At 61.1% G+C, this 24,953-nt stretch carries 12 protein-coding genes; 6 read left to right on the top strand and 6 right to left on the bottom strand.

Annotated elements, in window-relative coordinates; all coding sequences use genetic code 11:
• The first annotated feature begins 60 nt into the window (after positions 1-60).
• The 4 genes from IB246_RS25595 to dsbG all read left to right on the top strand — a co-directional run bounded on the left by IB246_RS25595 (position 61) and on the right by dsbG (position 4,215).
• Positions 61-768, top strand: a complete 708-nt coding sequence (locus IB246_RS25595; RefSeq protein WP_008044452.1) for a hypothetical protein — start codon at positions 61-63, stop codon at positions 766-768.
• A 98-nt stretch (positions 769-866) separates the two neighbouring features.
• Positions 867-2,603: a protein-disulfide reductase DsbD gene (gene dsbD, locus IB246_RS25590; RefSeq protein WP_008044450.1), complete on the top strand. Its 1,737-nt coding sequence runs from the start codon at positions 867-869 to the stop codon at positions 2,601-2,603.
• Positions 2,603-3,469: a TlpA disulfide reductase family protein gene (locus tag IB246_RS25585; protein ID WP_008044449.1), complete on the top strand. Its 867-nt coding sequence runs from the start codon at positions 2,603-2,605 to the stop codon at positions 3,467-3,469. Before dsbD ends, IB246_RS25585 begins: the two co-directional genes overlap by 1 nt.
• Entirely contained in the window at positions 3,445-4,215 is a 771-nt protein-coding gene (dsbG, locus tag IB246_RS25580) for a thiol:disulfide interchange protein DsbG (protein ID WP_008033705.1), read from the top strand. The genes IB246_RS25585 and dsbG overlap by 25 nt, the downstream gene beginning before the upstream one ends.
• A 116-nt stretch (positions 4,216-4,331) precedes the next feature.
• Here dsbG and IB246_RS25575 read toward each other — a convergent pair whose 3' ends face one another.
• Complete coding sequence (locus IB246_RS25575) at positions 4,332-5,144, bottom strand: alpha/beta fold hydrolase (protein ID WP_008044447.1); 813 nt, start codon at positions 5,142-5,144, stop codon at positions 4,332-4,334.
• Between the two features lie 182 nt (positions 5,145-5,326).
• Complete coding sequence (locus IB246_RS25570) at positions 5,327-18,325, bottom strand: non-ribosomal peptide synthetase (RefSeq protein WP_008044445.1); 12,999 nt, start codon at positions 18,323-18,325, stop codon at positions 5,327-5,329.
• Between the two features lie 372 nt (positions 18,326-18,697).
• Here IB246_RS25570 and IB246_RS25565 point away from each other — a divergent pair, with 372 nt between their 5' ends.
• Positions 18,698-19,246 carry an RNA polymerase factor sigma-70 gene (locus IB246_RS25565; protein WP_008030278.1) on the top strand — a complete coding sequence of 183 codons (549 nt, stop codon included), beginning with the start codon at positions 18,698-18,700 and terminating at the stop codon, positions 19,244-19,246.
• Positions 19,247-19,371: 125 nt separating this feature from the next.
• On the opposite strand, the gene IB246_RS25560 is transcribed toward IB246_RS25565, so the two are convergent.
• The 4 genes from IB246_RS25560 to IB246_RS25545 form a co-directional block, all read right to left on the bottom strand.
• Positions 19,372-20,376 (bottom strand): GNAT family N-acetyltransferase, encoded by a 1,005-nt coding sequence (locus IB246_RS25560; protein ID WP_008044443.1) that lies wholly within the window; start codon positions 20,374-20,376, stop codon positions 19,372-19,374.
• 79 nt (positions 20,377-20,455) lie between these two features.
• Positions 20,456-21,292, bottom strand: a complete 837-nt coding sequence (locus tag IB246_RS25555) for a hypothetical protein (protein ID WP_008044439.1) — start codon at positions 21,290-21,292, stop codon at positions 20,456-20,458.
• A gap of 175 nt (positions 21,293-21,467) precedes the next feature.
• On the bottom strand, positions 21,468-22,262 hold the full coding sequence (locus tag IB246_RS25550; RefSeq protein WP_008044437.1) for a substrate-binding periplasmic protein: 795 nt from the start codon (positions 22,260-22,262) through the stop codon (positions 21,468-21,470).
• Positions 22,263-22,355: 93 nt separating this feature from the next.
• Positions 22,356-22,982, bottom strand: coding sequence for a TetR/AcrR family transcriptional regulator (locus IB246_RS25545; RefSeq protein ID WP_008030281.1), 627 nt, complete (start codon positions 22,980-22,982; stop codon positions 22,356-22,358).
• Between the two features lie 175 nt (positions 22,983-23,157).
• Here IB246_RS25545 and IB246_RS25540 point away from each other — a divergent pair, with 175 nt between their 5' ends.
• Positions 23,158-24,948: an acyclic terpene utilization AtuA family protein gene (locus IB246_RS25540; RefSeq protein WP_162130719.1), complete on the top strand. Its 1,791-nt coding sequence runs from the start codon at positions 23,158-23,160 to the stop codon at positions 24,946-24,948.
• Positions 24,949-24,953: the final 5 nt, after the last annotated feature.

The raw sequence follows: 24,953 nt of genomic DNA, 5'->3' as shown, positions 1-24,953 counted from the left end.
ATAACTTACCTTTATCGCGCTTCCGCGCCATTACAAACACTGATAAAAAGGATTTAAATCATGCCCGAACTAAAAAACTTCGTAGCCGTTGATTGGCGCTCAGGCAGAGATCGCTGCTATTTTTTCTTCAAAGATGACGATACCTATTCACGATACAACAACAGCGAAGGCAGTGTTGCTTCGAGCCACCCAACTGCGGTAACTCAAGATAACTGGGGAGAGTTTCATCCGCACGCACAAGATTTGTGCTTCGGATTCTCCACAGACCGGATAGTAGGCACCAACAGGCTCGAATTAGACGCTGATATTCTCTGGTTATTTTACTACGATGAAAAAACACCGATGGTGTGCGAATACGATCAAGATGCAGATACTCCTTTCAGTTTCACGCCAGTCAGCGAGTCGATATGGAGCATGCTACTGCCCTACTTCGACGATATTATTGCAGGTACCTTCTGGCAGCGACCGTTCAGATCCTCTGGCCAAACCATCTTCAAGTTTATTTTAAAAAACGGCAAATACCTGGAGCTTGACTGGCACAGTAAAAAGCTCGTCCTCGGCGATATAAAATACACAACCTGGCCAAGACTCGGCCCTTATGTCGATGACATTATCACTGCTGTGCAGATCCATGCCTCCGTTACTGACAGCTATCTGTACATCTTTTTGAGCGACAATAAATACTTGAAATACAATATCGATAAAAACATTCTGGAAGGGGAAGCAAGAGACGTAGACGAGGGCTGGCCAGGACTGACTCATAACTGAATTCATCACAGGTCATGGCAGAAGTGTGCGGCGGTTAATCATCGGTTAATCGCCGCCCGCCACTGTGCACCTCACCTGCACAGGGATAAGGCTTACCCATGCGTTCACTGCTTCTTTTTTTTGCTCTCTTGATCTCGGGTCTGGCCCAGGCAGGGACCAATCCGTTCGAAACCAAACCTGAATTCCTGCCAGTGGAAAAAGCGTTTGCCTTCACCTCCGAGCGTCTCGAATCAGGTGAAACACAGCTCTATTGGCAGATCACCGACGGTTATTACCTTTATCAGAAACGCCTTAAGTTCGATGGGTTGCCCGCTGAGCTGCACCCTGTGTTACCTGAAGGCGAGTCTCACAGTGATGAATTCTTCGGTGAACAGCCGGTTTATCGCCAGGGCCTGGAGCTGAAGATCCCGGCGGGCGCGACCGGCCAGATCAAGGTCGGCTTCCAGGGCTGCGCCGATGCCGGATTGTGTTATCCGCCGCAAACCCAGGTCGTGGACCTGGGCGGCAGTGTTGTCGCTTCGGCGGCCAATGAAGCGCCGGATCAAGCCTTGGCCAGCAGCCTGCAACAACGGGCGTTGGGCTGGAGCTTGTTGGTGTTCTTCGGTTTGGGCCTGCTGCTGGCCTTCACCCCTTGCTCATTGCCGATGCTGCCGATTCTGGCCGGTATGATTGTCGGCAGTGGCGCGACACCTAAACGCGGATTTGCCTTGGCCACCAGCTATGTCGTGAGCATGGCGCTGGTGTACGCGGCGATGGGCGTTCTGGCGGCGCTGCTCGGTGCGAATTTGCAGGCACTGCTGCAAAACCCTTGGTTGCTGGGCAGTTTCGCCGCCGTGTTTGTGCTGCTGGCGTTGCCGATGTTCGGCTTCTTCGAGTTGCAACTGCCGGTCGCCGTGCGCGATCGGCTGGAAAACGTCTCGCGCAATCAGCGCGGTGGCAGCCTGATCGGCGCGGGTGTGCTGGGCGCGCTGTCCGGTCTGCTGGTCGGTCCGTGCATGACCGCCCCGCTGGCCGGCGCCCTGCTCTACATCGCGCAAAGCGGCAATGCGCTGCACGGCGGGTTGATTCTGTTTGCCATGGGCATCGGCATCGGTGTTCCGCTGTTGTTGCTGGTGACCGTCGGCAACCGCTTCCTGCCCAAACCCGGGGCCTGGATGAACCTGCTCAAAGGCGTGTTCGGCTTCCTGTTCCTCGCCACCGCGTTGTTGATGTTGCGCCCGGTACTGGATGAGTCGCTGTGGATCGGTCTGTGCGGTGCGTTGTTGCTGATTGCCGCCTACAGCGCCTGGAAGCAGTCGCAAGGTTTCGGGCGGGTCGCGCATCTGTTCGGTGCCAGCTCATTGCTGCTCGGCCTGTGGGGCAGTCTGTTGATGATCGGTGCGGCGGGCGGCGGTGATGACCTGTTGAAACCGCTGCAGGTCTATAGCGCTGCCAATGCGGGCAATGTCGCCCGCCCGGTCGGCCACGAGGCTTTCACCACAATCAAGGACCCGGCCGCTCTGCAACGGGAGCTCGATGCCGCACAAGCTCAGGGCCAATGGGTGCTGCTGGACTACTACGCCGACTGGTGTGTGTCGTGCAAGGTCATGGAAAAACAGGTGTTCGGCCAACCCCGCGTGCTCGACGCCTTGAGCGATGTGCGCTTGCTACGGCTGGATGTGACCGCCGACAATGCCGCCAGCCGCGAACTGCTTGGCCGTTATAAAGTGCCGGGGCCACCGAGTTTTCTGTGGATCGGCGCCGATGGCATCGAGCGTCGCAGCCAGCGCATCACCGGCGAGGTCGATGCCGACACCTTCCTGCAACGCTGGACCACCACCCGAGACGCCCGTTAATGCTGACTTTTACCCTCGGCACGTTTGCCATCGCGCTTAACCACCTGCTGCTGATCAGCGCCCTGGCGCTGGCGACGTTTGTCGGCTGGCGGGCGGCCAAGCGTGGCGGTGAAAATCCCGAGTCGGTGCTGTTCAGCCTGTTCTTGCTGGGCATGCTGGCGGCCCGAATCAGTTTCGTCGCGCTGTACTGGAAGCACTATCGCGACGATCCGTGGCAAGTCATCGACCTGCGCGACGGTGGTTTTCTCGCCTGGCCGGGTGTGATCGCGCTGCTGCTGGCCGCGGTGTATCGAGGCTGGCGTCAACCGGGTTTACGTCGCCCACTGGGCTTTGGCGTGGCCAGTGGCCTGGCTTTCTGGCTGCTCGCGACATTCTCCCTGAGTATTTACGAACAAGGCACGCGCCTGCCAGACATCACCCTGCGCAATGCCGCCGGTGAAACGGTGCAACTGGCGGATTACAAGGGCGGGCCGCTGGTGATCAATCTTTGGGCCACCTGGTGCCCGCCTTGCCGCCGGGAAATGCCGGTGCTGGAAAACGCTCAGCAACACCGCCCGGACCTGACCTTCCTGTTCGTCAATCAGGCGGAAAGCATGCAAAGCGTCAGCACCTTTCTGGAAACCCAAGGCCTGAGCCTGTCCAACGTACTGTTCGACGGCAGCGGTCGATTGGGTCAGGCCGTCGGTTCGATGGCATTGCCGACTACGCTGTTCTATAGCCCTGACGGTCGCTTGCTGGGCAGTCATCTGGGTGAACTGTCGGACGCCAGCCTGGCCCGCGCCCTGGAAAACTTTGACACCCCGAATCCGGCCACACCGTCCACTTCTTCAAGGAAACTGCCATGCCCCGCCTCCGCCACCTGCTGACGCTGACCCTGGGCGCCGCCCTGCTGCACCTGCCGTCGGTACAGGCTGCCGAAGAATTGCCCGAAGCGATCAAGAAGATCGAAGCCAAGGGCGCGAAAATCGTCGGCCAGTTCGATGCGCCCGATGGTTTGCGCGGTTATGCCGCGCAGTACCAGAACCGTGGCATGGCGCTGTACCTGACGCCGGATGGCAAACATGTGTTGCTGGGCAATTTGTACGACGCCGACGGCAAAGACCTGAGCAGCGCGCCGTTGCAGAAACTGGTGTACGCGCCGATGGCCAAGGAAATCTGGGGCAAGATGGAAGCGAGCAACTGGATCGGTGACGGCAACAAGGATGCGCCGCGCGTGGTGTACCTGTTCAGCGATCCGAACTGCCCTTACTGCAACGTGTTCTGGGAACAGGCGCGCCCGTGGGTGAAGGCCGGCAAGGTGCAGTTGCGGCACATCATGGTCGGCATCATTCGTGAAGACAGTCCGGGCAAATCCGCGGCATTGCTGGCCGCCAAGGATCCGCAAAAAGCCCTGCAAGACCACGAAGGGGCTGGCAAGGCCAGTACGCTCAAGGCGCTGAAAGAAGTACCGCCGGCGATTCAGGCGAAACTGGCGGCGAACATGCAGTTGATGGAAGACCTGGAGTTGCAGGCCACGCCGGCGATTTTCTACATGGACGACAAGGGCGAGCTGCAACAGCAGCAAGGCGCGCCGTCGCCGGACAAACTGGTGAAGATTCTCGGACCGAAATAGTTTCTTTCAGAGGTTTAGTGACCTCACTGCCCCCATCGCGAGCAGGCTCGCTCCCACAGGAGGATTGCATTCCAATGTGGGAGCGAGCCTGCTCGCGATGGGGGCGGTACAACCGACTAATTTCTCCGGGCTAGAAACTCCTGCAACACTTCGGTCACAAACCGCGGATTCTCCAGATTGGAGATATGCCCCGCCTCCGGCACCAGCACATACGGGCAACCGATCAACTCGGCCATTTCAATGGTTTCCGACGGTGGCCGCGGCTTGTCCTGATCACCACACACCACCAGCGTGGCCTCAGCATCCAGCTCGCCCAGGCGCGGCAACACATCATCGCGCCCAAATGTGATGCGCCCCATCGGCACGATACTTTCGCGCAGACGCTCTGGCGGCAGCGCAGCCAGTTTTGCGCGGAAATCCTGATACAGCGCCGACTGCGGGTCGATGCCCGGACGGAAGAAAATCGGCACGACGATGTCGAGCAGTTGCGGTGCAATCACGCCGCTGTCTTCGATCTGTTTGAACAGCGAGAAATAGTATTGGCGGGTGGGTTCAGGTTCGACGCCGACGTAGGTGTCCATCAGCACCAGGCCGTTGATCCGCTGTGGAACCGACAGCGCCAGGCGCACGCCCCACATGCCACCGACGGAAAGACCGACCAGCGTGACACGGTCGATGTGCAGATGATCGAGCAAGGCCAGCGCCTGCCGTGCAATGTCATCCAGTGATTGCGTGCCTTCGGGTAGCGAGCCTGACTCACCGTGGCCCCACAGGTCCAGGGCGATGACCCGGTATTGCTGCGACAGGGCGGCGATCTGCGGCGCCCACATGGTTTGGTCCCAGAGGTAGCTGCCGGCGAGCAATACGGCAGGGCCGGTGCCTTGATCGATGTAGTGAAGGGGTTGTCCGTCAATCGTAACGAAGGGCATTGACTGTTTCCTTTGTGAAAACCGGAGCAGGGAGACTGTGCTGCTGTGGTTCCACAGTCAACCTTGTGGTGCTTTAAGAGGCCCCATCGCCAGCAGGCTGGCTCCCACATTTTGTTCTGCGAACACAGTTCAAATGTGGGAGCCAGCCTGCTGGCGAAAAGGCCCTTACAGACGCTAGAGAATTACAACCCCTCCAACTCCGCCATCAAGTCATTCAACCGATCAACCTTGTCCTCGGTGATGTCACTCGCCGCCAACCCGTCGATGTACTCAGCCAATTCCTCCACCGTGCTGCACTCGAACATCGCCCGCAGCGGCACATCCCGTTGCAGGGCTTTCTGCACCCGCGACGCAATCTGCGTCGCCAGCAGCGAATGCCCGCCCAACTCGAAGAAGTTGTCGCGCACACCGACCTTTTCGACCTTCAACACCTCGGCCCAGATACCCGCCAACGTCTGCTCCAACTCATTGCGCGGCGCCTGATAATCCTGGCTCTGCATCTGACCGATCTCCAGCGCCGGCAGTGCCTTGCGGTCCAGTTTGCCGTTGGCATTGAGCGGCATCCGCTCCAGCCACAACCAGTGCAGCGGCACCATGTATTCCGGCAGCTCGGCGCGCAGGCGCTGCTTGATGCGCTCCAGGCGCTCAGTCGGATTAAGTGAAGAATCAGTCGCAACCAAATAGCCGACCAGATGCTTGCCGTTCACGCCTTCCTGCACACCAACCGCCGCTTCGCGCACTTCCGGTTGCTCATGCAGACGCGCTTCGATTTCACCCAGCTCGATGCGGTAGCCGCGAATTTTCACCTGATGGTCGATGCGCCCAACGTACTCCAGCACACCGTCACTGCGACGACGGGCCAGGTCGCCGGTGCGATACAGACGATCGCCCGGCGCGCCAAACGGGTTCGGCACAAACACCTGCGCCGTGCGCAACGGATCGCTGACATAGCCGCGACCGACACCGGTGCCGGCCACGCACAGTTCGCCCACCGCACCCAACGGCACCAGGTCCAGCGCGCCATCGAGCAGGTACAAACGGTTGTTGTCGGTCGGCGTACCAATCGGCAAGTAACTGCTGCGAGTCGAGGCCATGTCGACACGGAAGAACGCCACGTCGTCCGAACATTCCGCCGGCCCGTAAGCATTCACCAGCCCGATGTCCGGGTAGCGCAGCAACCATTGGTGCGCGAGTTCCGGCGGCATCGCTTCACCGGTCGGCAGCATCCAGCGCAGGCCGTCGAGGCTCATGCGTTCCTGGGCGAGCATGCCCTGAATCAGCGACGGCACGCTTTCCAGCACGGTGATGCCCTGGGCCGATACATGCGCCAACAAGCCCTGCGGATCGTGGGCAATGGTGTTCGGCACGATGTCCACCCGCGCGCCGAACAACGGTGCGGCAAGGAACTGCCAGACCGAAATGTCGAAGCTTTGCGAAGCGGTCTGCGCGATCACATCGGCAGCGCTGAGGTTCAGGTACGGCAGCTTGCTCAATTGGTTGTTGAGCATGCCGCGCTGTTCGACCATCACACCTTTGGGCAGGCCGGTCGAACCCGAGGTGTAGATCACGTAGGCAAGGTTGTCCGGGCCGCTGTAGACGCCCGGATTCGCCACCGAAAATTCGCTCGCCTGCACCTCTTCCCACACCAGCAACCGTGGCCGATTGGCGCAACCGAATTCCTCCAGCAACGCCACCGCCTGTTCGCGACAGGCCTGGGTGCAGACCAGCAACGGCGTGCGGCTCAGATCGATGATCCGGCTCAGGCGCTGACTTGGCAGCCCCGGATCCAGCGGCAGATAACCCGCGCCGGCCTTGAAGCTGCCGATGATCATTCCGAGCAGATCGAGGTTACGTTCGGCCAGCAACGCCACCGGCTGATCCAGCCCGACACCGGCCGCGATCAACGCATGGCCGAGACGGTTGCTGCGCTGGTTCAGTTCGGCGTAGCTGTGTTGCTGATCGAGGCAACTGGCGGCGATCCGTTGCGGATGCTGCGCAACCTGCGCTTCAAACAACGCAACGTAGCTCTGCTCCAACGGGTAATCGTGTTCGCTCTGGTTGCAGCCGTGGATCAGGAAATCCTGTTCCTCGGCACCCAGCAGCGGCAAGTCCGCCATGTCGCCATGGAAACCTTCGACCAGCGCCAGCAACAGGCGCTTGAACTCGCCGAGCATGCGTTCAACGGTCGACTCATCGAAATAACGCTGGTCGTAAGACAGGTGCAAGCCCAGGTCATCACCCGGATAGCACACCGCCGTCAGCGGGAAGTTGGTGTGGGTGCGGCCCGAATCCGAGGTCGCGTTGAGGCTCTGCGCACGGTCCAGTACCGAGACTTCCACCGGCGCGTTTTCAAACACGAACAGGCTGTCGAACAGCGGTTGGCCCTTCGGCAATTCGCTGTTTTCCTGAATGCTCACTAGCGGCAGGTATTCGTACTCGCGCAGTTGCATGTTGCTGTCGAGCAAGCCGCTCAGCCACTGGCGAACGCTGCAACGCTGGTCGTCTTCCGGCATCTTCACCCGCAGCGCGATGCTGTTGATGAACAGTCCGACGGTGCGTTGCATCTCCGGCATTTCCACCGGGCGCCCGGCCACCGTGACGCCGAACAGCACGTCGCGATCACCGCTCAAGCGCCGCAAGACCAGGGCCCACGCCGCTTGAGCGAAGGTGTTGATGGTCAGCTGATGGGCCTGCGCCAGTTCACGCAGTTGCGCACCGTCGCGGGCATCGAGTCGGGTGTAGCGGTCGCCGACGATCATGCCGCCGCTGTCGCCGGCATGTTCACGCAGGAACGGCCGGTCGCTCGGAATCGGCGTGGTCCGTTCGAAGCCTTGCAGGTTGGTTTTCCACCACTGCCGCGCTTCGGCCAGGCTCTGGCGTTGCAGCCAGCCGATGTAGTCGCGGTAGCGCGGCGGCACAGCCAGTTGGGCTTCGCGACCTTCACCCAACGCGGTGTAGATTTCGAAGAAATCGTTCATCAGCAACGAGCGGCACCAGGCATCGATGAGGATGTGGTGGTTGCTCATCATGAACCAGTAGCGCGCTTCGCCAACCTTGATCAAACGCAGGTGGAACGGTGCCTGATTCAGCAGATCGAACCCGGCTTCACGCTCGCTTTTCAGCAACGCCTGCAACTTGGGCTCTTGCTCCGCCTCGGCGATTGCCGTCCAGTCGAGGGACTCGATCGGCGTGCTGCCCGGCTTGTGGATAACCTGCAGCATGTCTTCGCCAACGTTCCAGCAGAACGATGCGCGCAAGGCTTCGTGACGGGCGATCACCGCTTGCCAGGCCTCGGCAAAACGTTGCGGATCGAGCGCACTGTTGATGCGGTAGCGGTCCTGCATGTAGTAGAGGCCGGTGCCCGGTTCGAGCAAGGTGTGCAGCAGCATGCCTTCCTGCATCGGGGTCAGCGGGTAGACGTCTTCGATGGCGGCGGCCGGAATCGGCAGTGCATCGAGTTGCGGCTGGGTCAGCTTCGCCAGCGGGAAGTCCGACGGCGTCAAGCCGCCCGCCTCGTCACGCAGGCAATGCACGATCAGGCTCTGCAATTCGCCGAGGTAGGCGTCCGCCAGTTCGCTGATGGTTTGCGGATCGTGGCGCTCGGCGCTGAAGGTCCAGCGCAGCACCAATTCACCGCCGTAGACCTGACTGTCAACGCTCAACTCGTTAGGCAGCGGCGCTTTCGGATCGTGGGCGGCACCGACCGGTTCATCCAGTGGACGGAACAACGCGTCCGCGCCAAAGCTCTGGTCGAACTGGCCGAGGTAGTTGAAGGTGATCGGCGCCACCGGCAACGCGGCCATGGCTTCGCGGCACAGGTCGTCGGCGAGGTAACGCAACACGCCATAGCCCAGACCCTTGTGCGGCACGCCGCGCAGTTGTTCCTTGATCGCCTTGATCGAAGCGCCCTGGCCGGCGGCTTCTTCGATGTTCTGCGGGGTCAGGCGCAGCGGGTAGGCGCTGGTGAACCAGCCGACGGTGCGGGTCAGGTCGATCTCGTCGAACAGTGCCTCGCGACCGTGGCCTTCAAGTTGGATCAGCGCTGATTCATTCCCGCTCCAGCGGCACAGCACGCGGGCCAATGCCGTCAGCAACAGGTCGTTGACCTGGGTGCGATAGGCGCTCGGTGCCTGTTGCAGCAACTGGCGAGTGAACTCGCTGTCGAGGCGCACGCTGACGGTTTGCGCATGACGATTCTGCCGGCCACCCTCAGGGCGATCACACGGCAATTCGACGCTCGGCCCGGCCAGCTGCGACTGCCACCAGCCCAGTTCTTCACGCAGGGACTCGCTGCCGGCATACGCCTGCAAGCGGGCCGCCCAGTCCTTGAAGGCGCTGGTTTTCGCCGGCAGTTTCACCGACTGCCCAGCCGCCAGTTGGCGATACACCGTTTGCAGATCGTCCAGTAATACACGCCAGGAAACGCCGTCCACCACCAAGTGATGGATCGCGAAGAACAGCCGTTGCTGGCCCTCGGGACCATCGATCAGCAGCACCCGCATCAACGGCCCCTGTTCGAGGTCGAGGCTGCGCTGGGCATCGGCAAACAAAGCCGCGCATTTATCCATCGCCGGCACATGCACTTGCCACAACACGGGAGCGTCTCCCACCTTTTGGTGCGCCGCCGTCCATGCGCCGCTCGCCTCGGTGAAGCGCAGGCGCAAGGCGTCGTGCTGCTCGATCACCGCCAGCAGCGCTTGCTCCAGGCGATGAGGTTCCAGCGCAACGGTCGGTTCCAGCAACAACGCCTGGTTCCAGTGCTGACGCTCGGGCAAGTCGGTGTCGAAGAACCAGTGCTGGATCGGGGTCAGACGCGATTCGCCGGTGAGCAAACCCTGCTCGGCTGTAACCTGCTCGGTGCGGCTGGCCACGGCGGCGAGTGTTTGAACAGTCTGGTGCTGGAACAGGTCACGCGGGCTGAAGTGAATGCCCTGCTGCCGCGCGCGGCTGACCACCTGGATCGACAGAATCGAGTCGCCACCCAGTTCGAAGAAGTTGTCGTTGAGGCCGACCTGCGCGACGTTCAGCACTTCGCACCAGATCTGCGCCAACGTCAGTTCCAGCTCGTTGCTTGGCGCCACATAGTCCTGACGATTCAGTTCCGGATCCGGCGCCGGCAATGCGCGACGGTCGAGTTTGCCGTTGGCAGTCAGCGGCATGCTCGCCAGCAGGATCAGATGCGTCGGCACCATGTATTCCGGCAATTGCGATTTCAGGTGAGCCTTGAGGGCTTCGCGCAGCTCGGCTTGTTGCGCTTCGTCCTGCTCAGCCACTTCGGTGACCAGATAGCCAACCAGTTGTTTGCCGCTCGGGGCGTCCAGCGCCAGCACCACCGCTTCACGGATCGAATCATGGTCCAGCAGTCGGGTTTCGATCTCGCCCAGTTCGATGCGGAAACCGCGGATTTTCACTTGATGGTCGATGCGGCCGAGGTATTCCACCAGACCGTCGGCGCGCTGCCGCACCAGGTCGCCGGTGCGATAAATCCGCCCGCCATCCGCTGCAAACGGGTTGGCCACGAAGCGTTCCGCCGTGATGCCCGGACGGTCGTGATAACCCTGGGCCAGACCAGCACCGCCAACGTACAACTCACCAGTCGCGCCTTGCGGCACCAGCGCCAGATCGGCGTCGAGAATGTAGGCCACGCGAGCACCGATCACGCTGCCGATCGGCACACTGCCCAACCCTTCTTCAAGCTGCTGCGGTGCAAGACTGGCCAACGGCATGACCACCGTTTCCGTCGGGCCGTAGGCGTTGAAGAACAGGCTCGGTTTGAACGCTGCGCGAATGCGCTGCAAGTGCTCGCCGGTCAGGGCTTCGCCGCCGGTGATGCACATGCGCACCGGCAAGGTTTCGCCCTGAGTCGCCAGCCACTGCGCCAGTTGGCTGCCGTAACTTGGGGTGAAGCCGAGGATGTTGATGTGGTGGCGACGGATCAATCCGCAGATTTCTTCTGCGTCCCACTGCCCTTGAGCACGCAAGACCACTTGCGCACCGCTCAACAACGGCACCAGCAGACGCTCGGTCGCGGCGTCGAAGTTGATCGAATAGAAGTGCAGCTCACAGTCGTCCGCACGCATGCCGAAACGCTCGATCACCGCTTGGCAGTGCATGGCGATTTCACCGTGGGACACCACCACGCCTTTCGGCTTGCCGGTGGAGCCGGAGGTGTAAATCAGGTACGCCTGATGCTGCGGCAGGCTGATGAACGGCAGCTCGGTGGCCGGGTAGTTGGCCAATTCGGCAGCGTCATCTTCGAGGCACCAGCGACTGACGGTTGTCGGCAGATCACCCAGGGCTTGGAACATCGCCGCATCGCTGAGCAGCAAACCGATGCCGCTGTCTTCGATCATGTAATGCAGGCGATCGAGCGGGTATTCCGGATCGAGCGGCACATAAGCGCCTCCAGCCTTGAGGATCGCCAGCAGGCCGATGACCATTTCCAGCGACCGCTCAAGTGCCAGACCGACGCGAACCTGCGGCCCGACACCCCGTTCGCGCAGCATCCAGGCCAGGCGATTGGCGCGGCTGTCGAGTTCGGCGTAGCTCAGGGTTTGCCCGGCGAACGTCAGCGCCGGCGCATCCTTGCGCACCAGCGCCTGTTCGCTGAACAGGTGATGAATGCACTGATCCAGTCGATGTTCACCCGGTTCGATGCCCAGGCTGTCGAGCAGTTTTTGCTGTTCCGTAGTTTCGAGCAACGGCAGTTCACTGAGGCGCTGTTGCGGATCGGCCAGCAACGCTTCCAGCAGATTGCGCCAGTGCCCGGCCATGCGCGAAATGCGCGGTTCATCGAACAGGTCGGTGCTGTAAGTCAGGCAGCAACCCAACCGATGATCGAGGTCGGTCACTTCCAGGTTGAGGTCGAATTTGGTCGCTCGCGCATCGTTCGCCAGATACTCGACCGTCATGCCGGCCAGCGTGCGGCTCTGCTGGAATTCCCAGCGCTGCACGTTGCACATCACCTGGAACAGCGGGTTGTACGCAGCGCTGCGCGGGGGTTGCAACGCTTCGACCAGATGATCGAACGGCAGGTCCTGATGGGACTGGCCTTCGATCACGGTGTGGCGCACTTGCTCGAACAGTTCGCCAACGGACATCTGCCCGTCGAGCTGGCAACGCAGCACTTGGGTGTTGAGGAACGCACCGATCAGCCCTTCGCTTTCCGGGCGAATGCGGTTGGCCACCGGCGCGCCGATGCGCAGGTCGGTCTGGCCGCTGTAGCGGTAAAGCAGCACGGCCAGCGCGACGGTCATGGTCATGAACAGGGTCAGGCCGTTTTGCGCGTTGAAGGCGCGGACCCGTGCCGCGAGATCATCGCTCAGGTCGAAACGGAACAGCTCGCCCTGATGGCTTTGCACCGCAGGACGCGGACGGTCGGCGGGCAACTCCAGCAATGGATGTTCGCGCCCCAGTTGCGCGGTCCAGTAGTCGAGCTGGCGCTGACGCTCGCCGGATTCCAGCCATTGACGCTGCCAGACGCTGTAATCGAGGTATTGCACCGGCAGCGGCGCCAGTGGCGATTCGCGGTCATCGACGAACGCTTCGTAAAGCGCACTGAGTTCCCGGGCGAAAATGTCCATCGCCCAGCCTTCGGTGACGATGTGGTGCAGGGTCAGCACCAGGTAATGTTCATGCTCGGAGGTCTTGACCAGGCAGGCGCGCAGCAGCGGCCCGGTTTCCAGATCGAAGGGTTGATGCGCTTCGCTGTCGGCCAGTGCCTGCACCCGCTGTTCGCGCAAATCGGCGTCCAGCGCGGAAAAATCCTTCCAGTCCATGCGCATCCCGGTTTCCGGGTGCACGCGCTGTTGCGCCACGCCGTCGATGCTCGGGAACGTGGTGCGCAAGGTTTCGTGACGCATGATCAGCGCTTGCAACGCCGTCTCGAAGCGCCCGATGTCCAGCACCCCGCGCAACCGCGCCATGCCGCCGACGTTGTAGGCCGGGCTGTCCGGCTCCATCTGCCAGAGGAACCACATGCGCTGCTGGGAATAGGACAGCGGCACCGGTTGGCTGCGGTCGACCTTTTCAATCGGCGGTTGTTTGTTGGTGTTGCCGCTGGCCTGAATCTGTTGAACCTGCCGGGAGAATGCCCCCAGCTCACTGTTTTCGAACAACGCGCGCAGCGGCAATTCGACGTCGCAGGCCTGACGGGTGCGGGAGATGATTTGCGTGGCCAGCAGCGAATGGCCGCCGAGGGCGAAGAAGTCGTCGCGCAGACCGATCTGCTTCAAGCCCAGCACTTCGCGCCAGATCGCGGCGATCTGCTGCTCAAGTTCAGTCACCGGCTCGACGTGTTCGCGCACCTGCCATTGCGGTTCCGGCAAGGCACGGCGGTCGAGTTTGCCGCTTGGGCTGAGGGGCATTTCGTCAAGGCGCATCAGCTGCGCCGGGACCATGTACTCCGGCAGCTCGGCCGCCAGCGCGGCTTTCAGGCGAGCGGTTTGAGTGTCTTCGGATTCACTGGTTTCGCTGGCCGTGTAGTAACCGATCAACTGCCCGCCAGCGGCGGTTTCGCGCACCAGCACCACGGCTTGCGCGACACCATCCTGCGCCAGCAGACGCGCTTCGATTTCTTCCGGTTCGACGCGAAAGCCCCGCAGTTTGACCTGCTGATCGAGACGGCCGAGGTATTCGATCACGCCATCGGCGGTCCAACGTGCACGGTCGCCGGTGCGATACAGACGTGCGCCCTGCTCGCCCAACGGGTCGACGACAAAACGTTCAGCCGTCAGTGCCGGACGCCCCAGATACCCCCGGGCCAGACCGATGCCGCTGATGCACAACTCACCAGGCACACCAGCCGGCACCGGGTTGAGCTCGCTGTCGAGCACGCGGCAGATCACGTTGCCCAACGGACGGCCAATCGGCGAGCGCTCGCCATCGGCCGTGCTGCAATGCCAATGAGTGACGTTGATCGCGGTTTCAGTCGGGCCATAACGGTTGTGCAGTTGCACGGCCGGCAGTTGCGCCAGCACGCGGTTGCGCAGTTCCGCCGGCAAGGCTTCGCCGCCCGAGAACACACGGCGCAGGCTGGTGCATTCGGCGGTGAGCGGCTCGTCGATAAACAACGAAAGCAGCGGCGGCACAAAGTGCAGCGTGGTCACCCCGTATTGCTGAACCAGCTGGGCAATGCGGTGCGGATCGCGGTGTTCGCCGGGCTCGGCAATCAGCAAACGCGCCCCGGTGATCAGCGGCCAGAAGCATTCCCACACCGACACGTCAAAACTGATCGGCGCCTTTTGCATCAGCACGTCGGTGTCGTTCAGGCGATAGGTGTTCTGCATCCATTGCAGGCGTTCGGCGAGCGCCGCGTGGGTGTTGCCGACGCCCTTCGGCTGGCCGGTGGAACCGGAGGTGTAAATCACGTAAGCGAGGTTGTCGCCGTGCAGATGCAGGCCCGGCGCCTGGCTCGGCCAGTTCTCCAGGTGCAGTGCATCCATGGCGATCACGCTGACGCCATCGGTGGCCGGCAGCCGGTCGAGCAATTCGGTTTGGGTCAGGAGCAATTCGACGCCGCTGTCGCCGAGCATGTACGCCAGGCGCTCGGTCGGGTAATCCGGGTCCAGCGGCACGTAGGCACCACCGGCCTTGATGATCGCCAACAGGCCGATCAACAGATGCGGCGAACGCTCGGCGGCGATGGCCACGCAAACGTCCGGGCCGACGCCTTTGTCACGCAGGTAATGCGCAAGGCGGTTGGCCTGGGCGTGCAGTTCGGCGAAGTCCAGGCTGCCGCCGTCCCACAGCAGCGCGGTGCGCTCCGGGGTCAGGCGTGCCTGTTCGTTCAGCAGTTCCGGCAGCCATTGGCTGGCCGGTGTGCACGGTGCGACGCACCACGAGGCTTGCTGATCGTGCTCGCTCGCGGTCAACAGTTGCAGGTCGCCGACGGTGGTGGTCGGCTGCTCGCAAATGGCCCGCAGCAGGTTGCTGAAATGCTCGGCTAGACGCTCGATGGTGGTAGCGTCAAACAGCTCGCTGGCATAGTCGAACGACAGGCTCAGGCGACCGTTACGGTCTTCCTCGCTGTGCAATTGCAAATCGAACTTGGCTTCGCGGCTGTGCCACGGCAGTTCTTCGGCGAGCAACCCGGGCAAGCGACGCAGTGCGCTCAGGTCCCGTTGTTGATGGTTGAACATGACCTGGAACAAGCCTTGTTCGCGGGCCTGCGGGAACGCTTCCAGCAGTTGTTCGAACGGCAGGTCCTGATGCGCCTGGGCGCCCAAGGCTGTCTGGCGGGTTTGCGCCAACAGTTCAACAAATGGCAACCGCGAATCCACCTCGGCACGCAGCACCTGGGTGTTGATGAAGAAGCCGATCAAGCCCTGGGTTTCCAGGCGCGGACGGTTGGCGTTCGGCACGCCGATGCGGATGTCGGTTTGGCCACTGTAGCGGTGCAGCAGGCTCTGGAACGCCGCGAGCAACAGCATGAATGAGGTGGAATCGTGGGCCTGGGCAGTCTGGCGAATCGCTTCGCTGAGGGGCGCAGCCAAACGCACGGTGTGGCGTGCGGCGCTGTGACGGTGTTGCGCCGAACGCGGGTGATCGGTGGCCAGGTTCAGGGTCGGATGCTCCTCGCCCAACTGCGTTTTCCAGTAGGCCAGTTGCCGCTCGCCCTCACCTTGGGCCAGCCATTGACGCTGCCAGCTGCCGTAGTCGGCGTACTGGGTCGGCAATGGCGCGAGCGATGCCGTTTGCCCTTGGGATGCAGCGGCATACAGGCGCGAAAACTCGTCGATCAGCACGTTCAGCGACCAACCATCGGCGATGATGTGGTGCAGCGTCACCAGCAACTGGTGATCCTCGTCATCGAGGCGCACCAGCGTCACCCACAGCAGCGGACCTTTCTCCAGATCGAACTGAGTGCGCGCTTCATCCTCGCGGATTTGCTGCGCGCGGGCTTCACGCTCGGCGACGGGCAAATCGCTGATGTCGATCCGTTGCAGGTTGAATTCGCCAGCGGCAATGACCTGTTGCAGCGCCACGCCGTCACGTTCGAAGAAGCGCGTGCGCAGGGATTCGTGGCGTTCGATCAGGTGCTGGAAACTGGCGCGCAGGGCGTCTTCATCCAGTTCGCCACGCAAACGCAAGGCGCCGGGAATGTTGTAGGCGCTGCTTTGCGGGTCCAGTTGCCAGGTAATCCACAAACGGTTTTGCGCGAGGGATTGCGGCATCGCGTCACTACGCGACAGCGTGCTGATCGCGCCTTGGGCCAGGCCGCCGTCCTGTTGTTGCTGTGCGACCACGGCGGTAAATGCACCAAGGGTCGGCGCTTCGAACAACAGGCGCAGGTTCAGCTCCAGACCCAGCTCTTCACGCAAACGCGCAACCACCTGAGTGGCGGCGATGGAGTTGCCACCGAGCAGGAAGAAGTGGTCATCGGCACCAATCTGTTTCACCTGCAATTGCTCGGCCCAGATCTGGCCGATCAGGCTTTGCAGCTCGGAACCCGACTCTATTTTGGCCTGGTTTTCAGGGGCCGCCGATGGGAACAGTGCGTAGCTGTCGAGGCTGCCATCCGCCAGCCGATTACGGCACGCCGAACGTTGCAGCTTGCCGCTGGAGGTTTTCGGCAATGCGCCCGGATTGAGTAACACCACCACGCTCGGTGCTTCCTGATACGCCTCGGCCACCGCCTGGCGGATGGCTTTGATCAGTGCCTCGGGCGGCAGGATTTTCTGCACGCTGCGGCTGATTTCCGCGGCGATGCCGATGCCTTCCTGACCGTCGATATTCACGGCGAACGCGGCGACGCGACCTTTGCGCACCACTTCCACTTCACGCTCGATGGTCTGCTCGATATCCTGCGGGTACAGGTTGTGACCGCGAACGATCAGCATGTCTTTCAGGCGACCGGTGATGAACAGCTCGCCGTTGCGCATGAAACCCAGGTCGCCGGTGCGCAGCCAGGTTTTGCCGGCGTGTTGAACGAAGGTCTTGGCGCTGGCCTCGGGGTTGCGCCAGTAGCCATGGGCGATGCTCGGCCCGGTGGCCCAGACTTCGCCGACCGCGTTGTCGGCCAGTTCGGTCAGCGCCAATGGATCGATAATCAGCACCGCGTGATCTGGCTGGCTGATGCCGCAACTCATGATCGCGCTGCCTTCACCCGCTTCGGCACGGTTTTGCGCCAACGCCTGATCATCCACGCGCAGGTTGCCGATGCCTTGACCACGGGGTGTGCCGGCGACGAACAGCGTGGCCTCGGCCAAGCCGTAAGACGCCATGAAACTGTCCGGGGTGAAACCGCAAGTCGCGAACTTCTCGGCGAAACGGTCGAGGGTGTCGAGGCGAATCGGTTCGGAACCGGAATACGCCACGCGCCAGCCGCTGAGGTCGAGGCGTTCCAGCGCCGATTCACTGACACGTTCGCTGCACAGACGGTAGGCAAAATCCGGCCCACCGCTGATGGTGCCGCCGTACTCGCTGATCGCTTCGAGCCAGCGCAGCGGCCGACCGAGGAAGTACGCCGGCGACATCAACACGCACGGCACGCCGCTGAAAATCGGCTGCAACAGACCGCCGATCAAACCCATGTCGTGGTACAGCGGCAGCCAGCTGACGATCACGTCGTCAGGGTTCAGGTCGATGCCGAAACCGTGACGAATCAGCAGCTCATTGGCGACCAGGTTGCCATGGCTGACTTGCACGCCTTTTGGCAGCGCGGTGGAGCCCGAGGTGTATTGCAGGAAGGCAATGTGGTCGCCTTCGAGATTCGGTTCGACCCACTTTGCGGCCACTGCACCGTCGAGAGTGTCGACGCACAGCAGCGGCGGCGCGCCTTCGATTTGCAGCAACGCGTCGCGCTGGCCGGCGCTGGTCAGCAGCAGGCGCGGTTCGGCGTCGCTGATGATCGACAGCAGGCGCTCCTGATGATGACGCTTGGCCGACTCCGGCGGATAAGCCGGCACCGCGATCACGCCCGCATACAGGCAACCAAAAAACGCCGCGACGTAGTCCGGACCGCTGGGAAACAGCAGCACCGCGCGATCACCAAAGTCAGTTTCGGCCTGCAACGCGCCGGCAATGGTGCGCGCCCGCTGATCCAGTTCGCGATAACTGAGCACCACCGTCTGATCCGGGGTTTCGGCGAGAAAACGCAAGGCCACCCGATCCGGCGTCAGGGCCGCGCGGCGCTGAAGGGCTTGGACCAGTGTGCCAGGTATTTTGAACGCGTCGGTCATGAGGTTTCCTGCCTGAATTCGGCTTGCAAGTGGAATCGGTTTTCTGCTTTCACGCCCCATCAGGGGCATGCAGGACGCGGTCTTCGCCGACCGCGCGAGGCATTGGGAACGCTGTTTTGGCCGGGGCTTGCGCCCGGAGCCATTCACCAATGAGAACGGATGACGTCTTGAAATAATTAGTCGGCAGGCTTGATCGCCAACGGGGGCTGGGTGCGGCAGCGTGTCGCAGTTCTCACTGCCCACTTAAGAGAAGGATTAGTTCTCTTTCTCAATTGACAATCATTATCATTCATAATAATTTGTCGCTCGATGTGTAGGACGGCTCCGATATACCCGTCGTCCCACGACCCCATTTGCAGCAAGGTGATTTCCATGACGGAACAAGTATCCACAAGCAGGTGCGATTCACCGCTACTTCAGGCATTCGTGGACAATCGACTGATTCTGGTCAAGATTGCCGCCCGTATTACCGGCTGCCGATCCCGTGCCGAAGATGTGGTTCAGGATGCGTTCTTCCGCCTGCAATCGGCGCCGCAGATCACCTCCTCGATCAAGGCTCAGCTCAGTTACCTGTTCCAGATCGTGCGTAACCTGGCGATCGACCACTACCGCAAACAGGCGCTGGAGCAGAAGTATTCGGGGCCTGAAGAAGAAGGGCTGAACGTGGTGATTCAAGGCGCTTCGCCGGAAACCTCGCACATCAATTTTTCGACCCTGGAAAACATCGCCGACGCGCTGACGGAGCTGCCGAGCCGCACCCGTTACGCCTTCGAGATGTACCGCCTGCACGGCGTGCCGCAAAAGGACATCGCCAAGGAACTGGGTGTTTCGCCAACCCTGGTGAACTTCATGATTCGCGACGCGCTGGTGCATTGCCGCAAGGTGTCGGGCAGTCGCGCAGATACTTTCTCCCGCCGCTAAAAGCTTCGCGGGCAAGCCTCGCTCCTACAGGTCCGTGTCGCTCGCCAAAACGACACTAACCTGTAGGAGCGAGGCTTGCCCGCGAAGGCGGACTCAAGACCGCTACGGATCTTGAGCCATAAGCATCAAGCCAACCCACACCGCTCAAAAAACCGCTCCCGCCCCAACACCATCAACGCCGCGCGCTTGTGCGGGAAGTCGAACTCTTTCTCGCAATGAAACCGCTGACCCTGCATGTACCCGATCATCTTCGCGTTGTCGGCTCGCGGCTCTGCAACCACCCGCCGGGTACGCGGATCGTCGAGAAACAGGTAATGCGTCAACGCCGATAACCAGCTCGCCACCTTGTGCGGACCGCGATGGTTTTCTTCTCCGACCAGCATGTGAATGCCACGGTCGTAATCATCGACATCGTAGAACGGCGCAATGCGGTCTTCCTTGGCCCAGTAGGCTTCGAAATAAGCAAACGGCTGATCATCGAAACAGCCGATCAACGTCACGGTGTGGGGATCGGCGTCGAGTTTGCCCAGGTATTCGCGATGCTGTTCAAGGCTGCCCTCCTCCTGCCAGAAACTCGCCACCCGCGCACTGTTCTGCCAGCGATTGAACCGCGCCAGATCCAGGTCGATGTCCAGCGTACGCAGGGAAATCCACGCCCCCAGCCGCGCATCGAAACGTCGATAGACTTCACCGCGCGGTTTCACCGGGCGCAATGGATGACGCTTGCCAGCGCTGATCACCATTTGCTGCGGGTAGCTGCTGGTCAGCGACGTCCCCAGCCAAGGCTGCGGCAACTGCCAGAATAGCGTGCGCTCGCATCGATACTGGCCGGCGAGTTCGGTCGACACCAACAAACCGCTGAGCAAGGCTTCGGCGGGAGCTTCATCGAGGTGCCAGGTCAGGCGCTGGCAAGCCGGGTCACGGGCAAACAGCCAATAACCGGCGGCCCACACGGCCTGAGTGTCGACGCGAGCCTCGACATGCACGTGCAACTCGGGCTCACGCGTCAGCCGCAAGGTAATCAGCGGTTGCGCGTCCAGGCTCAGGCTCAGGCGGTTTTCGGTTTCATCCGCGACAAGGCGGTTGCCTGTCGGCAAAGCCAGGGCAGTCAGGTCATTCAGATTGGGCATGGGTCGGGCTCACGATCATCGACAGTTCACTTAGGAACGTGAGCCAGGCTTGGAAATTTAGCGATGACTGTCGTAAACCTCAGAGTGACGTAAGCCAGATTTTGCTAATGATGTAGTCGTTCCCTACACCAGTGGCGATATGACTGACGATCTCCAAGTCCATTTGCGACGAGTCCGCCGTAAACGAACCCTCCAGGCGGTTTACCGCTGATGTAATCTCAGTGGGTGGGACAATGACACCAGCACTGGATTCAAGTGAGAGCACTGGAACTGCATAACGGTTTATCCAACGGCGCACGTCAATCCCAAAGGTATACACGCGCCCCACCTCTAAATCCTGGAAGCTCTTGCTTAACAGAACGCCTGAAGATCGACTGGTGAACGTGTTGCTGAATAATGCATAGCCATTCCCATCTTGCCTGACAGTGAGATCTCGAGGGTCAGCCGCAGCCTCTCCCCTCATCCAGCCGTTCCAGTTATCTGTCCCGTCCTTCGCACTGAACGTTGTTACATCTTCGTAGCGCAACACAACCTCAAGACTCAGTGGCGGAAACAAATCCGGGCAACCACATTCGCCGTTCTCCAGCGGCACCTGAAAAACAAACATGAGGTGACTGCGGTCAAGCAGGCCTTGAAAATGCTCCCAACTAATGTCTCGAGACCAACCTTTCACATATTCATCTTGGGTTACAGGCTCCTTATCTACGATGAGCTGCATCATTGTCGAGCCATCCCGATTGTACCCACAGATATGCAAAGTAGTCGGTTGGCCAACCTCAATAGTCCGCCAACGGGCAACATCAACAGTGATACCGGACTCTCCATCCGGCGTCGGCACAGTCAGAAACTTGCCGACAGCTTGCTTCACCAACGGAGTTGGAAGACGCGGGAGTAAATTCGATTCGTTATTTGACATTGCAGATGCCTTTTCGTAATGAGGCTTTCCCCCATTAAAGGGTTCAGCACCGGAAAGTCATCTAACCGCAAGGCAATGAGAGCGACTACTGTCACATTTGACAGTTTGCTCCTCGAAAAAAGGAATTTACGACGTATGGGCGCCTGCTACTTTCCAGGGGGTTGAAGCCTTATCGTCAATCCTGGGGAACCGGCACCACGGCGATCTTGTACGGATCGAAAATCTTCAGCATCTGGCCGTTGTCCCGCAACCCTTGCAGCAACTTGCCGAAGGCAACGCCGCTGATGGGCGCTGTCGGACGGAGAATGGCGTAATGGTGATAGACCTGATCGATGCGTTCGGACACCAGCAGTTGATCAGCAACTTTATCGTTACGCAGCAGGTAATCGCTCAGATAGGAGCGCGTCACCAGGGCAATGTCGGCGCGCCCGCGCAGCACCATCAGCAGGTTGCTGTCATGGGAATAGGTCAGCGTGGCGTTGTAGTTTTGCGCGAGGACTTTGGGGTCGGCATTGAAGTTGGCGAATTCGTAGTGATAGCCACTGAACAGCGCCAGACGCTTGCCGGCAAGATCGGCGAAATAGTTCTGCTGACGATTGGGAATCCGTTGCGCGACAAAAATCTCGGCATCTTCCAGGCCCATGTCGACGCTGACGTGGGGAATGTCCTTCCAGCCCCAGTTCGGGTTCTCGAAGATGGCCATGTCCACCCGGCTCTGCTTGAAGTCACCGAAGCGTCGCGGAATGGATGTCGGCACGAGCACAAACTGGTAGTCGGTTTGCAGGGCATTGAGCGCCTCGACCAACTGCGGCAGCAGGCCAGTGTCGGCACCGGATTCAGGGCGTACGGTGTAGGGCGGAAAATGCGCGGCACCGACCCGCACCAGTTGCGCCGCCGGAGACGGTAATACCCAAAGCGCTGCAAGCGCCGCCAGAAAAAGCCGCGAGGCCGTCCGAATTGGCGAAGACATCAAAACAACCCACTCCCCAAAAAAGTACGCATCAATTCATTCAAGCTAGGCGGTTTCGGCCACTTAGCCAGTTTCCTGCGGTTCCGGGCAACACTATTGTTTTTCTTCGAGCACCAGAATCAACGCCTCATCGGCCAATTGATCGAGGTTCACGCTGCCATCCGGGCGATACCAGGTCGTGGTCCAGGACAGCGCACCGGTCAGAAAACGCCGAGTGATGAACACGTCCCCGCGAATGAATCCCGCGTCCTTGGCCTCCCCCAGCACCTGCAGCCAGAGGTCTTCATAGATGTCGCGCAACGCCAACACCTTCGCTTGCCCGTCCTCGGACAGCGAACGCCATTCGTACACCAACACCGCCATGGCCTCGCCGCTGCCGCCCATGATCGACTGCAACTCACAGCGAATCAGCGCCAGTACCCGTTCGCGCACGTTTTCAGCTTCGGCGATCGCCGCACGCATCAACGCGGTGTTGTAGCGAATGGTTTCCTCCATCACTGCCCGCAGGATCTCGTCCTTGCTTTTGAAGTGATGAAAAATGCTGCCCGACTGAATGCCCACCGCGCCGGCCAGATCACGCACCGTGGTGCGCTCGTAGCCTTTGTTGCGGAACAGGTGAGCCGCCACTTGCAGCAATTTGCCACGGGCGCTGTCCGGGTCGGTCAACTGGCCGTTGTCGACCAATTCGCGCATTACCCTCAGGGCTTTTTGCTCGTCCACCCGTTCTCTCCTACAGTCGTACTCACCGCTAAAACAGCGGGGTTGCGCGGGCAATTTAAGCTGACGAAGGCAACCAAGCAAGCGCTCGGGCAGAAGATATTTAAGTCGTTTACAAACCAAGCGCTTGCTTGGTAGTCTCGATACACGTCTGAGGGAGGTGGCTATGGAAAGGGCTGTGCCTGAAACTGTTCGCATCGGTTGCGCCAGCGCCTTCTGGGGCGACACCTCGACCGCCGCCGCGCAACTGGTGGAAGGCGGACGCCTGGATTACCTGGTGTTCGATTATCTGGCCGAGATCACGATGTCGATCATGGCCGGTGCGCGGATGAAAGATCCCCAGGCCGGCTACGCCAGCGACTTCATCGAAGTGCTCAGCCCGCTGCTCACGCAGCTCGCCGCACAGAACATCCGCGTCATCAGCAACGCCGGCGGCGTCAACCCGCAGGCCTGCGCCGCTGCCCTGCAAGCGGCCTGCGACAAGGCCGGCGTGGCGCTGAAAATCGCCGTGTTGCTGGGTGATGACCTGCAACCGCAGTTCAAACACCTGAGCACCCGCGGCCTTCACGAAATGTTCAGCGGCGCGCCCTTGCCGCCGATGTGCGTCTCCACCAACGCCTACCTCGGTGCGCCCGGCATCGTCGAAGCCTTGCGCCTGGGCGCGGACATCGTCATCACCGGGCGCGTGGTCGACAGCGCCGTGGTCAGCGCTGCACTGGTGCATGAATTCGGCTGGTCCTGGCACGACTACGACAAACTCGCGCAAGCCGCACTCGCCGGTCACATCATCGAATGCGGCGCCCAGTGCACCGGCGGCAACTTCACCGATTGGCGCGACGTGCCCGACTACGAACACATCGGTTTCCCCATCGTCGAAGTCAGCGCCGACAGCCAGTTCATCGTCAGCAAACCCGAAGGCTCCGGCGGTCTCGTCACGCCACTCACGGTCGGCGAGCAGATGCTCTATGAAATCGGCGACCCGCAGGCCTATCTGCTGCCCGATGTGATTTGCGATTTCACCCAGGTCAAACTTCAGCAACAAGGCAAGAACGCAGTTCAGGTACACGGCGCCAAAGGCTTGCCGCCCACCGATCAGTACAAGGTCAGCGCGACGTATCCGGACGGTTTCCGCTGCACCGCCAGTTGCCTGATCGCCGGGATCGATGCGGTGGACAAGGCGCGGCGTGTCAGCGAAGCGATCATCAACAAGACCTCGGAAATCTTCAGCCAGCGCGGTTGGGCGCCCTACAGCGAGGTCAATATTGAACTGCTCGGCAGCGAGGCCACGTACGGTCCCCATGGCCAGCGTCGCGACAGCCGCGAAGTGGTGATCAAACTCGCCGTGCGCCATCCGGACAAACAAGCGCTGATCGTGTTCTCCCGGGAAATCGCCCAGGCCGCCACCGGCATGGCGCCGGGGTTGACCGGCATCGTCGGCGGACGGCCGACGGTGTATCCGCTGATCCGGCTGTTCTCGTTCCTCATCGACAAATCCGCCTGCACGCTGGACATTGATCTCAATGGTCAACGTCATCCGTGCGCCCTGCCCGCCCTCGACGCGCTCACCACCGCGGACCTGCCGGTGCCGTACGACCCACCGAAACCCACCGGTCGCGCCGATGCCAGCGTGGCGCTGATCAAGCTCGCGGTCGCACGCTCGGGTGACAAGGGCAATCACAGCAACATCGGCGTCATGGCGCGCGAGCCGGAGTACCTGCCGTGGATCGCCGAAGCCCTGACCCCGGAAGTGATGGTCGACTGGATGAGCCATGTGCTCGACCCGATTCACGGGCGCGTCGAGCGCTGGTACCTGCCCGCGACCCACAGCCTGAATTTCTTGCTGGAAAACGCCCTTGGCGGTGGTGGCGTGGCCAGTCTGCGGATCGATCCGCAAGGTAAAGCCTTCGCCCAACAACTGCTGGACATCCAGATTCCGGTGCCGCAGCGCATCGCCGACCAGGTCAACTAGAGGAC

The organism is Pseudomonas sp. PDM01 (assembly GCF_014852325.1).
In the GTDB taxonomy this organism is placed as follows: Bacteria; Pseudomonadota; Gammaproteobacteria; order Pseudomonadales; family Pseudomonadaceae; genus Aquipseudomonas; species Aquipseudomonas migulae.
The sequence above is the reverse complement of the archived record's forward strand: the minus strand, read 5'-3'. Positions and strand labels throughout refer to the sequence as shown.